General features: G+C 70.4%; 13 protein-coding genes. 9 read left to right on the top strand and 4 right to left on the bottom strand.

The features are described 5' to 3' along the window. The first annotated feature begins 19 nt into the window (after positions 1-19). The 3 genes from rplS to V6M46_RS11930 all read left to right on the top strand — a co-directional run bounded on the left by rplS (position 20) and on the right by V6M46_RS11930 (position 1,499). Positions 20-370: a 50S ribosomal protein L19 gene (gene rplS / locus V6M46_RS11940; protein WP_332665249.1), complete on the top strand. Its 351-nt coding sequence runs from the start codon at positions 20-22 to the stop codon at positions 368-370. 61 nt (positions 371-431) lie between these two features. Continuing rightward, positions 432-1,130, top strand: a complete 699-nt coding sequence (locus tag V6M46_RS11935) for a ribonuclease HII (RefSeq protein ID WP_442880510.1) — start codon at positions 432-434, stop codon at positions 1,128-1,130. Positions 1,131-1,184: 54 nt separating this feature from the next. Beyond that, positions 1,185-1,499, top strand: a complete 315-nt coding sequence (locus tag V6M46_RS11930) for a DUF2469 domain-containing protein (RefSeq protein WP_056215024.1) — start codon at positions 1,185-1,187, stop codon at positions 1,497-1,499. On the opposite strand, the gene V6M46_RS11925 is transcribed toward V6M46_RS11930, so the two are convergent. Together V6M46_RS11925 and V6M46_RS11920 are read right to left on the bottom strand one after the other, a co-directional pair. Next, positions 1,474-2,073: a GNAT family N-acetyltransferase gene (locus V6M46_RS11925; protein ID WP_332665242.1), complete on the bottom strand. Its 600-nt coding sequence runs from the start codon at positions 2,071-2,073 to the stop codon at positions 1,474-1,476. The genes V6M46_RS11930 and V6M46_RS11925 overlap by 26 nt on opposite strands. Positions 2,074-2,103: 30 nt before the next feature. Then, positions 2,104-2,595, bottom strand: a complete 492-nt coding sequence (locus tag V6M46_RS11920; RefSeq protein WP_332665240.1) for a cupin domain-containing protein — start codon at positions 2,593-2,595, stop codon at positions 2,104-2,106. Between the two features lie 68 nt (positions 2,596-2,663). On the opposite strand from V6M46_RS11920, the gene V6M46_RS11915 reads away from it, so the two are divergent. The 5 genes from V6M46_RS11915 to V6M46_RS11895 all read left to right on the top strand — a co-directional run bounded on the left by V6M46_RS11915 (position 2,664) and on the right by V6M46_RS11895 (position 7,495). Beyond that, a complete protein-coding gene (locus V6M46_RS11915) occupies positions 2,664-3,293 on the top strand; it encodes a TetR/AcrR family transcriptional regulator (protein ID WP_332665239.1) in 630 nt (209 codons plus the stop codon). 72 nt (positions 3,294-3,365) lie between these two features. Continuing rightward, positions 3,366-4,277, top strand: a complete 912-nt coding sequence (locus V6M46_RS11910; protein ID WP_332665237.1) for a Gmad2 immunoglobulin-like domain-containing protein — start codon at positions 3,366-3,368, stop codon at positions 4,275-4,277. Between the two features lie 139 nt (positions 4,278-4,416). Further along, entirely contained in the window at positions 4,417-4,779 is a 363-nt protein-coding gene (locus V6M46_RS11905; protein WP_332665235.1) for a YraN family protein, read from the top strand. Continuing rightward, positions 4,779-6,359 (top strand): YifB family Mg chelatase-like AAA ATPase, encoded by a 1,581-nt coding sequence (locus V6M46_RS11900; RefSeq protein ID WP_332665233.1) that lies wholly within the window; start codon positions 4,779-4,781, stop codon positions 6,357-6,359. The genes V6M46_RS11905 and V6M46_RS11900 overlap by 1 nt, the downstream gene beginning before the upstream one ends. After that, the gene (locus V6M46_RS11895) at positions 6,356-7,495 is read left to right on the top strand and encodes a DNA-processing protein DprA (RefSeq protein ID WP_332665230.1); all 1,140 of its coding nucleotides are present in this window, start codon (positions 6,356-6,358) and stop codon (positions 7,493-7,495) included. The genes V6M46_RS11900 and V6M46_RS11895 overlap by 4 nt, the downstream gene beginning before the upstream one ends. A gap of 1 nt (position 7,496) precedes the next feature. On the opposite strand, the gene V6M46_RS11890 is transcribed toward V6M46_RS11895, so the two are convergent. Next, on the bottom strand, positions 7,497-8,471 hold the full coding sequence (locus V6M46_RS11890) for a ribokinase (protein ID WP_332665228.1): 975 nt from the start codon (positions 8,469-8,471) through the stop codon (positions 7,497-7,499). A gap of 26 nt (positions 8,472-8,497) precedes the next feature. Further along, positions 8,498-9,655, bottom strand: a complete 1,158-nt coding sequence (locus V6M46_RS11885) for an NAD(P)/FAD-dependent oxidoreductase (RefSeq protein WP_332665227.1) — start codon at positions 9,653-9,655, stop codon at positions 8,498-8,500. 178 nt (positions 9,656-9,833) lie between these two features. On the opposite strand from V6M46_RS11885, the gene V6M46_RS11880 reads away from it, so the two are divergent. After that, the coding region (locus V6M46_RS11880; protein WP_332665225.1) for a tyrosine-type recombinase/integrase at positions 9,834-10,514 on the top strand (681 nt) is incomplete at its 3' end.

Here is a 10,514-nt window from a genome sequence, read left to right as displayed (position 1 = left end):
CACCAGCGAGGAGTAGACCATGACCAACATCGTCGACCAGGTCGCCAGCGCATCGCTGCGCACCGACATCCCCGATTTCCGCGCCGGCGACACGCTGGACGTGCACGTCAGGGTCATCGAGGGAAGCCGTTCGCGCATCCAGGTGTTCAAGGGCGTCTGCATCAAGGTGCAGGGCTCGGGCATCGGCCGTACGTTCACAGTCCGCAAGGTCAGCTTCGGCGTCGGCGTGGAGCGGACGTTCCCGCTGCACACCCCGGTCATCGAGAAGATCGAGGTCGCCACTCGTGGTGACGTCCGTCGGGCCAAGCTCTACTACCTCCGCAGCCTGCGTGGCAAGGCCGCCAAGATCAAGGAAAAGCGCGAGGTCTGAGCACCGGTGAGTTGCCTGCCGCGCCGTTGACGGTGCGGGTTAGGCTCACTGCGTGACACGTCTGGCCAAGGGATCCACGATTCGGCGTGACGCCGGGATCTACGGTTTCGAGCGCGCGCTGGCCCGCCAGGGTCTGCACCCCGTCGCGGGTGTCGACGAGGCGGGCCGTGGCGCGTGCGCCGGGCCGCTGGTGGCGTCCGCTGTCATCCTCGAGCGGCCGATCAAGGGCCTCGCCGACTCCAAGCTGCTCACCGAGGCGCGCCGCGAGGCCTGCTTCGACCTGATCATGGAGCGCGCGGTCGACGTGTCGGTCGTCGTGATCCCGGCCGCCGAGTGCGACCGCATGGGCCTGCACGTCGCCAACATCGCCGCGCTCCGCCGGGCACTGGCGCGCCTCACGGTGCGCCCCGGTTACGTCCTCACCGACGGGTTCCCGGTCGACGGGCTCGGCGCCCCGGGCCTGGCGATGTGGAAGGGCGATCGCGTCGCGGCTTCGATCGCAGCGGCCTCGGTCATCGCGAAAGTCACCCGGGATCGCATGATGGTGCAGATGCACGAGGACTATCCGGCATACGATTTCGCCACGCACAAGGGTTACAGCACCCCGCTCCACCAGCAGGCGCTGAAGCTGCACGGACCGTGCGCCGAGCACCGTCGGAGATACGTCAACGTACGAGCAGCAATGGAAGGCACGGTTCATGAGCGAGCGTCAGCTGGGGGTCCCCCCACGAGCCCTGCGAGTTGGGGGCGCGAATCATGAGGCAGGTTTCATGCCGTCGCCTCCGTATCGTGGGTTTCAAGTGGAGGCGGCGGCATGAGCTCTGAGGATCTCGAGCGTTACGAGTCCGAGATGGAGCTCGCGCTCTATCGGGAGTACCGCGACGTCGTCACGATCTTCAAGTACGTCGTCGAGACCGACCGGCGCTTCTACCTGTGCAACCAGGTCGACGTGAAGGTCCGCTCCGAGACCGGCGATGCCTACTTCGAGGTATCCATGAACGACGCGTGGGTGTGGGACATCTACCGCCCGGCCCGCTTCGCCAAGAACGTCAAGGTGCTGACGTTCAAGGACGTCAACGTCGAGGAGCTCCAGGGCTCGGACTTCAAGGTGCCCGGCGCCGACGACTGACGTCGAGCGCCATCACCGCGCGGGCATCCGTCGGGCGCGCGACCTCGCGGAACCCCGCGTCGCGGAACAGCTGCACCGAGCCGTGGAACAGCTCGTTGTTGGTGGTCTTGCGCAGGCTGGTGTCGACCGGGTAGGCCTCGACGACCCGCGCGCCGTGTGCGGCCGCGTGATCGACGGCCGCCGCCGTGAGCTCCCTGGCGAGACCCCGGCCGCGGTGCTCACGGCGTACGACGAAGCACGTGATGGCCCAGACGGCGTCGTCGTCGATCGGTTCGGCGCTGGCCTTGATGATGCGTGAGCGGCCCAGCGCCGGCTGCGACGGTCGCGGACCCACTCGCACCCACGCGGCGGCCGCATCGTCGACGTACGCGATGAGGGCCGGCGGCGCCTCGGCACGCGTGAGCTCACGGCGAAGCAGGGCGGCCTTGTCGTCTCGGCTGCAGGCGTCGAACTCCTTGCGGGTCACCATGAACCACTGGCACCAGCAGCTCGCGCCGTCGCCGCCGCCGGTCATGGTCTGCTCGACGTCGGACCAGGGGACGGTGGTCGCGGGCTCGATGCGGATCGTGGGCATGCCTCATCGTACGAACGCGGCCGGACAGAGTCAGTGCGCGAACGGCGGCGGTCCGACGAGCACGATGCCGCCATTGCGCTGCCCGGACGCGGCGATGCGGTCGAAGTCGACCTCGCCGGTGTCCACGTCGTCCGCGATCGGGTCGCTGGCGTCCCAGTAGAACGACTCGATGTTGCCGGGCGTCTGCACGCACAACAGTCGGGCGAAGGGCGACGTGACCATGAAGGCGTGTGGGAGGCCGCGCGTCGCGAGCACCAGGCCGCCTGCGGAGACGCGCTGCTCGGTCCCGTCGAGGTGCGCGAGGATCTCGCCCTCGAGGACGACGAGGGTCTCGTCAGTCTCCGGATGGATGTGCAGCGGCGTGACCTTGCCCTGCACCATGCGGTCCTCGAACATCAAGAAGGCGCCGTTGGACTCCTCCGCCCGAACCTTCCAGGTGTGCACGCCGCCGCCGGCGAACCAGCGGCGCTCGCCCTCCGACGCGGCCTTGACGATGGATGTGGGTGCGGCTGTTGCGCTCATGAGGCCTTCTCCTTGGTTCGCGTCGTGGGACGCGAGTACCATAACGAGACTGCAGTACCATGTCGGGTATGTCAATACCGTACGAGGCCAGCGGCCGCGTCGAGCAGAAGAGTCGTACCCGCGCCGCGCTCGTGGTCGCCGCGCGCGAGATGGTCTCGCGCGGGCTCGCCCCCACCGTCGCGGAGGCTGCCGATGCTGCTGCGGTGTCGCGCACCACCGCCTACCGCTATTTCCCCAACCAGCGGAGCCTCCTCGCCGCTGCTCACCCCGAGACCGGGGCGGAGTCGATGCTCGGCGAGGACCCACCGTCCGACGCTGCGAGCCGGCTGGACGAGGTCGTACGCCGGTTCACCACGATGATCCTGGAGACCGAGGCGCAGCAGCGGACGATGCTGCGACTCTCGCTCGAGGACGATCCCGAAGACCGTGGCGGTCAGCCGTTGCGACAAGGGAGGGCGATCGGCTGGATCACCGAGGCGCTCGAGCCCCTACGTGAACAGCTGTCGGACGACGAGCTGCGCCGGCTCGTGCTCGCGATCCGCAGCGCCATCGGCATCGAGGCGCTCGTCTGGCTCACCGACATCGGTGGGCTCTCCCGCGATGCGGCGGTCGAGCTGATGCGCTGGTCAGCGCAGTCGATGCTGCAGGCCGCGCTCTCCACAGGCACGCCCGGCTCGAAGGCTCTCCGCAAGCCCTAGGTTGCGACGGTCTATGGGTGTGCCACTCGGCGACGGGAGTGCTTCACTGGAAGTGAGCGCGGAGGAAGGGCCATGAGAAGGCGGTCAATGCAGGTGCTGTCGGGCCTGGTCGTCGTGCTCGCCTCGCTCACGGCGTGCGACGGCGGTGACGGTGACGGTGATGGTGACGGCGGTGACGGCAAGCCGTCGTCGGCGACATCCTCCACCGTCACGCCGACGTCTCCCAGCCCGTCCACGACGGCGCCCGCGTCCACCCTCAAGAGCATCCCCGTCTACTACATCGCCGAGTCCCAGGGGTCGTTCAAGCTCTACCGCGAGTTCCGCAACGTGCCGAACACGGGCGGCGCGGTCGCCTCTGCTGTGAGCGCCATGACCCGCCTGGCTCCACGCGACCCTGACTACATGACCCCCTGGCGACCCGCCCGCCGGGTTTCGGTGTCGCGGAACGGGAGCAACCTTGCGGTCGACCTGTCCGGTGACGCGTTCTCGAACACCAATGTCGGCAGCGAGCTCGCCGCGACAGCCGTCCAGCAGCTCGTCTACACCGCCACCGCGGCAGCCTCCCAGAGCGGCACGCCGGCCACCACCGTGACGATCACCAAGGACGGCAAGGCCGCCGACGTATGGGGGACCGTGCGGATCGGCAACGCCATGACGCGCGCCCCGAGGGCCGACGTGCAGGCCCAGGCATGGGTCACCTCCCCGCAGGAGGGCGACATCCGCAAGGCCGGGCAGGTCACCTTTACCGGGTTCGGGACGTCGTTCGAGGCCACGTTCGGGTGGGTCATCCGAACGAGGGCAGGAGCCACGGTCGCCCAGGGATCGGCCATGGGCGGGACCGGAACCGGAGGCTTCGGCTCGCTGTCCTTCCGAGCCCAGCTCGTCCCCGGCACCTACACGGTCGTCCTGTCGACTGACGACCCGTCCGGTGGCGCCGCGGGCCATGGCCCCGCCACTGACGACAAGACCTTCACCGTCCGCTGACGTGGCGTCGAACCGCCCAAACCAGGGCGGGTACTGTTCGGCCGACTGCGCTGTCCACAGGGCTTCCCGGCTCGACGGCGGTCCACAGGGTGTGGGACGGCGGCGGACAACCGTGGGTCTGCGCCGCGAGGGTTGCGGGATGACGTACGCGCGCAACAAGGCCCTCGGCACCTACGGCGAGCGGGTCGCCGCCGACCATCTCGAGGCGCTCGGCATGGTCGTGCTGGCCCGCAACTGGACCTGCCGGTTCGGCGAGATCGACATCGTCGCCCGTGACGGATCGACGCTCGTGATCTGCGAGGTCAAGACCCGCACGAGCAACCATCACGGAGGGCCGTTCGAGGCGATCACCGGCCACAAGGCCACGCGGCTGCGGCGCTTGGCGATGCACTGGCTCGAGGTCCACGACGTGCAGCCGCCGAGCGTACGCATCGACATCGTCTCGGTCGTCGTGCCGCCGCGGGGCGCTCCGGTCGTGGACCGCATCGCGGGAGTCGCCTGATGGCCGCCGCGACGCACTCGGTCACCCTCGACGGCCTGTCGGGTCGGCCGATCGAGGTCGAGGTCGACATCTCGGGTGGCCTGCCGGCGACGGTGCTGGTCGGGCTCGCCGACACGATGGTCAACGAGGCGCGGGACAGGTGCCGCTCGGCGGTGTCCAACTCCGGCACGACGTGGCCCGATCAACGCGTGACCATCAACCTCGCCCCCTCGACGCTCCCGAAGACGGGTTCGCACTACGACCTGGCGATCGCCCTCGCGGTGTTCGCCGCCAAGTCGCTCGTTCCCACGGATCGGCTCGCGGGTTCGGTCTTCCTCGGCGAGCTCGCGCTCGACGGCCGGCTGCGGGCCATACGCGGTGTCCTGCCGGCGACGCTCGCCGCTCTGGACGCCGGCTTCGACCGGGTCTTCGTCCCGGAGGTCAACGTGCCCGAGGCCGAGCTCGTGCGGGGCATCTCGGTGGTCGGGGTGCGGTCGTTGCGGCAGACCGTCGCGCTCCTGACAGGTGGTGAGGAGCCGGACGACCCGCCCGTGCCGCCGCTCGACGAGATCCCCGGCATGTCCTGGACCTCGGCCGACCGGCTGGCCCACCTCGACCTCGCCGACATCGCCGGTCAGGAGGACTCGCGGATGGCGCTCGTCGTCGCCGCGGCCGGCGGCCACCACCTGCTGATGACCGGGCCGCCGGGCATCGGCAAGACCATGCTGGCCCAGCGGCTGCCGGGGCTGCTGCCCGACCTCACGCACGAGCAGTCACTCGCGGTCAGCGCGGTGCACTCGGTGGCCGGCGTGCTGCCGAGCGACGCCCCGCTGCTGCGGCGGCCGCCGTTCCTCGACCCGCACCACACCGCGAGCGCGGTGTCGATCGTCGGTGGCGGCAGCAAGGCCATCCGCCCCGGCGCGCTGTCCCTGGCGCACCACGGCGTGCTGTTCCTCGACGAGGCTCCTGAGTTCGCGAGCAACGTGCTCGAGGCGCTCCGGCAGCCGCTCGAGAGCGGTCACGTCGTGGTCTCCCGCGCGGCCCAGACTGCGGCCTATCCGGCCCGGTTCCAGCTCGTCGTCGCCGCCAACCCCTGCCCGTGCGGCCTCAGCTCGGCGGTCAGCGACCAGTGCCGGTGCACCCCGCTGATGCGTCGCCGATATGCCGACCGGCTCTCCGGACCCATTCGCGATCGCATCGACATCCACCGCTCGCTCTCTGCGCTGTCACGTCCTGAGCTGACCAATGCGCTCGCCGGTGGACGGTCGACCGCCGAGCTGGCGGGCAGCGTCGCCGAGGCGCGGGAGCGACAGGCGCACCGCCTGCGCGAGACACCGTGGCGGCTCAACAGCGAGGTGCCCGGTGTCGAGCTGCGCAAGCACTGGCCGGTCAGCGACCAGGGGCGCGTGCTGGTCGACCAGCAGCTGCGCACCAACAAGCTCAACGCCCGGTCCGCCGACCGGATCCTGCGGCTGTCGTGGAGCGTGGCCGACCTGCACGGTCACGCGGCCCCGACCGGGGACGATGTCGACACGGCGCTGTCGCTCAGGCGCGGTACGCCCTTGGGCAGCGCTCTCCGCGACATGGTGCAGGCCTCGTGACGCGTCAGGACCGGCTCGGCCTGAGCCTGGTGGTCGAGCCCGGAGACCCCCGCCTGCGCAACCTGCTGCTGACTCATCAGCCGTCCGAGATCCTCGCAGCCATCCTGGGGCGTCACCGGCTGGCTGAGACCCGGATCCCCGAGGCGTGGACCGAGCGCGGCCGCGACCTCGACCGCACGGCCGAGACGGCCGCCGCCCGGGCCAAGGCAGCGGGCCTGCGCTGGGTCACCCCCGGAGACAAGGAATGGCCGGCGGCGTTGTCCGACCTCGACCACCTCGAGCCGTTGCACGGGGCGACGGGCGCGCCTGTCGGACTGTGGCTTCGTGGTGTGGGACATCTCGCCGAGATGTGCGAGCAGAGCGTGGCGATCGTCGGCGCTCGGGACTGCACGACGTACGGGGCCGAGTGCGCCTCCGAGCTGGCGGCCGATTGCGCCGACGCCGGATGGACCGTCATCAGCGGGGCGGCCTACGGCGTCGACGGCTGCGCGCACCGCGGGGCGTTCCTCATGAACGCGCCGACCGCCGGGGTGCTCGCCTGCGGAGCCGACCTCGACTATCCGAAGTCGCACGGTGCCCTCATCACCCGGATCGCCGAGGTCGGGGTGGTCATCAGCGAGCAGGCGCCAGGGGAGAAGCCGCTCAAGAACCGGTTCCTGTCCCGCAACCGGATCATCGCCGCCCTGACGCAGGGCACCGTCGTGATCGAGGCGGCCGTACGCAGCGGATCGCTCAACACGCTCAACTGGGCCGACCAGCTCGGCCGGACCACGATGGCGTTGCCGGGCCCGGTGACCTCACAGCAGTCGGCCGGCGTGCACGCCGCGCTCCGCGCCGGCAAGGCCGTGGTCGTGACGAGCGGCCGCGAGATCGTGGCGGAGCTGGCCGGTCTGGGCGCCGGCTCCGAGGAGCAGCCTTCGCTGCCGCTCACGGAGTTCGACCGCCTGCCGCCCGCTGCGCGCACCACGCTCGATGGGCTCGACTGGTCCACGGCCCGCAGGGTCTCCGAGATCGCGTCGGCGGTGCGGCTCAGCTCGCGTGAGGTCAGCGCGGCGCTCGGCCTGCTCGAACGGCGCGGGCTCGTGATCCGGGCCGGGGCCGAATGGATGTTGTCCCGGCGCGCCGACGTGGGCTGAGCTAGGAGCTGCTGGGGTGGAACACCGGTTCGGGGACCAGGTGCAATGACTCCGCGGCCTGGGCCAGGTCGGGATACGCGCTGTGGGTGCCGGCGACCTGCACCGACCACGACGCCGCGGCGGTGGCCCAACGGACCGCCTCGCCCAGGCTCGCGCCGGAGCCCAGCCGGGTGGCGAGGTGGCCGATGAACACGTCACCGGCACCCGTGGTGTCGCGCACGTCGACACGGGGCGCCGGCTGAACACCCTGCTCGCCGGGCGCGGTCCAGACGGCGCCGTCCGACCCGAGGGTCGTCACGACGCTGCGGGCGCCTCGCTCCATCAGCTCCGCCTGTGCGGTCAGCGCCTCGGAGGGGCCGGTGATCTCCCGCCCACTGAGGAAGGCGAGCTCGTGCTCGTTCACCACGAGCGGGTCGCAGCATGGGAGCAGCTCCTCGGAGACCGGGCGTGCCGGTGCCGCGTTGAGGACGAATCGGCCGGCGGTGAGTCGCGCGGTCCGTTCGATGACGTCGTCCGGCACCTCGAGCTGGCAGATCACGACGTCGGCGGCCGCGACCAGGGCATCCGTGTCGGCGTCGGCTTGCTGCCACGCCCAGTTGGCGCCGGAGACCACGACGATCGTGTTGTCGTGGTCCGCGACATTGATGTACGCAACGCCGCTCTCCGCGCCGTCGACCGCGTGCAGGTGCCGGTTGCCGACGCCGTATGCCTCGAGCCCGTTCCTCAGCATGTCTGCGTTGGCGTCATCTCCGACCCGGCCGACGAACTCCACGTCGGCGCCGGCGAGCCGCGCCGCGACCGCCTGGTTGGCACCCTTGCCTCCCACGTTGCGCCGCACGTGCTGGGCGATGATCGTCTCTCCGGGCACGGGGAGGTGAGCCAGCTCCACGACGACATCGAGGTTGATGGAGCCGAGCACCACGACGGCCGGCCGCCGGTCGCTCCGATCCAGAGCGCGTGCTGTCGCGGTGTCCATGTGGGTCTCCTGTGTCATGGGTGGGCTCAGACGATGTTGAGCTCGGGGCGCGGTTCGGTGCCCGAGAAGCGTTCGGCGGTGAGGCTGCTGACGTCGACGCCGGGCGTGGTTCCGAGGAAGAGGTCCCGCATCACCTCACCGACGGCGGGGCCCATCAGGAAGCCGTGCCCCGAGAAGCCCGTGGCGTACAGGAATCGCGAGACCTCGGGCGCCTCGCCGATGACCGCGTTGTGGTCGGGAGTCATCTCGTACAGGCCTGCCCAGCCGGACTGCAGGCCGATCTCGCCCAGGCCGGGCAGACGGCGTTCCATGACGCCGGCCAACGCCTCGAGCCAGTCGCTCGAGCGCGAGAGGTCGAAGCCCCAGGAGTCGGTCTCCTCGGACATGCCGAGCAGCAGACCGCGTCCTTCCCGGTGGAAGTAGAACGATGTGGAGAAGTCGATCGTGAAGGGGGTCGCCGGATCGAGGCCGTCGACGGGCTCCGTGACGACGATCTGGCGCCGGAGCGGATCAATGGGAAGGTCGACCCCGGCCCACTCGCCGACGGCTCGCGACCACGCGCCTGCGGCGCACACGACGGATGCTGTGGCGATCGAGCCCCGGTTCGTCCGGACCTGTGTGATCTGTCCGCCCTCGGTGATCACATCGGTTGCCTCGCAGCCCGTGATGAGCTGTACGCCGAGCCGTCGGGCAGCCGTGGCGTAGCCGAGGACGACGGATTCCGGCGTGCAGTGACCGTCCCTGGGCGACCAGAGGGCCGACCTGAGTCCGGTGGTGTCGATCATCGGCGAGAGCTTCTTGGCCTCCTCGACGCCGATCATCCGGCTGGCGACCCCGAGGGAGTTCTGGATCTCGACGGCGTCGGCGAACGCCCCCTCGTGCTCCTCGTCGTCGATCAGGAAGAGGTAGCCGACCTGGTGCAGGTCGATCTCCTGGTCGAAATCCGTGCCGAACCGTTCGAACGCCTCCAGGCTGCGCAGGCCGAGCCGGATGTTGATCTCGTCGGAGAACAAGGCACGTACGCCACCGGCTGCCTTGCAGGTCGAACCCGCGCCGAGGGCATCCCGCTCGATCAGGACGACATCCTCGACGCCGGCTGCGGCCAGGTGATAGGCGGTGCTGAGGCCGATGACGCCTCCGCCGATCACGACGACCGATGCCCGCGTCGGCAAAGCCTTGGCCACGGTGACCGCCCTTCCTCGCCGGTGGTGGGATGTGCACGCCTAGCATCCCTGATGGTTTCGAGGATCTCGGCGAGAGGTGCATGTCGACCGGCATTGTCGGTGGCCGGAGCCCCGCCCGTCGACAGGCGATCGGCGCGCCGACGTCCGGTGACGGATCGTCCGGCGCACACTTGAACCGATGACAGCAGAGCCAGAGGGACCGGGCGAGGCCTGGTCGGCGGTCCTTGCCGCCTACGAGCAGCACCTCCGGGCCGAGCGCGACCTCTCGGCCCACTCGGTGCGCGCCTACCTCACCGACCTCGAGAGCCTGGCCATGCACGCCGAGCGACTCGGCGTCCATGATCCCGCGGGGCTGTCGATTCGTACGCTGCGGAGCTGGCTCGCGAATCTGCAGACGCTCGGCAAGGCCCGCACGACGATCGCCCGCCGGGCCACGTCGGCGCGGGTGTTCACGCTCTGGCTTGCGCGTACGGGCCGCGCGGCTGCGGACGCCGGGGCGCTGCTGGCGAGTCCCAAGGCGCACCGCGAGCTGCCGGTCGCCCTCAGCGAGACCGAGGTCAGGGCGTTGCTGGATGCGACGGTTCAGTCACTCGCGGAGGACGGGCCGCGCGGGCTTCGCGACCTCGCGATCCTCGAGGTGCTGTATGCCACGGGCATTCGCGTCGGTGAGCTGGTCGGGCTCGACATCGACGACCTGGATCGCGGCCGCAGGGTCGTCCGGGTCTTCGGCAAGGGCCGCAAGGAGCGTTCGGTGCCCTACGGGTTGCCGGCGTCGGAGGCGATCGAGCTGTGGCTCGAGCGCGGCCGTCCGGCCGTCGCCACGGAGTCCAGCGGCGCGGCGGTGTTCCTCGGTATGCGC

The sequence above is a fragment of the Aeromicrobium sp. genome (genome assembly GCF_036676885.1).
In the GTDB taxonomy this organism is placed as follows: domain Bacteria; phylum Actinomycetota; class Actinomycetes; order Propionibacteriales; family Nocardioidaceae; genus Aeromicrobium.
Note: the sequence above shows the minus strand (reverse complement) of the source record. Positions and strands in the feature narration are given on the sequence as shown.

Excerpts from the sequence above, each read along its gene's own strand:
- V6M46_RS11920 (WP_332665240.1), bottom strand. The coding sequence starts at position 2,595 with ATGAGCGCAACAGCCGCACCCACATCCATCGTCAAGGCCGCGTCGGAG.
- V6M46_RS11905 (WP_332665235.1), top strand. The coding sequence starts at position 4,417 with ATGACGTACGCGCGCAACAAGGCCCTCGGCACCTACGGCGAGCGGGTC.
- V6M46_RS11930 (WP_056215024.1), top strand. The coding sequence starts at position 1,185 with ATGAGCTCTGAGGATCTCGAGCGTTACGAGTCCGAGATGGAGCTCGCG.
- V6M46_RS11900 (WP_332665233.1), top strand. The coding sequence starts at position 4,779 with ATGGCCGCCGCGACGCACTCGGTCACCCTCGACGGCCTGTCGGGTCGG.
- V6M46_RS11910 (WP_332665237.1), top strand. The coding sequence starts at position 3,366 with ATGAGAAGGCGGTCAATGCAGGTGCTGTCGGGCCTGGTCGTCGTGCTC.
- rplS (WP_332665249.1), top strand. The coding sequence starts at position 20 with ATGACCAACATCGTCGACCAGGTCGCCAGCGCATCGCTGCGCACCGAC.
- V6M46_RS11915 (WP_332665239.1), top strand. The coding sequence starts at position 2,664 with ATGTCAATACCGTACGAGGCCAGCGGCCGCGTCGAGCAGAAGAGTCGT.
- V6M46_RS11925 (WP_332665242.1), bottom strand. The coding sequence starts at position 2,073 with ATGCCCACGATCCGCATCGAGCCCGCGACCACCGTCCCCTGGTCCGAC.
- V6M46_RS11890 (WP_332665228.1), bottom strand. The coding sequence starts at position 8,471 with ATGGACACCGCGACAGCACGCGCTCTGGATCGGAGCGACCGGCGGCCG.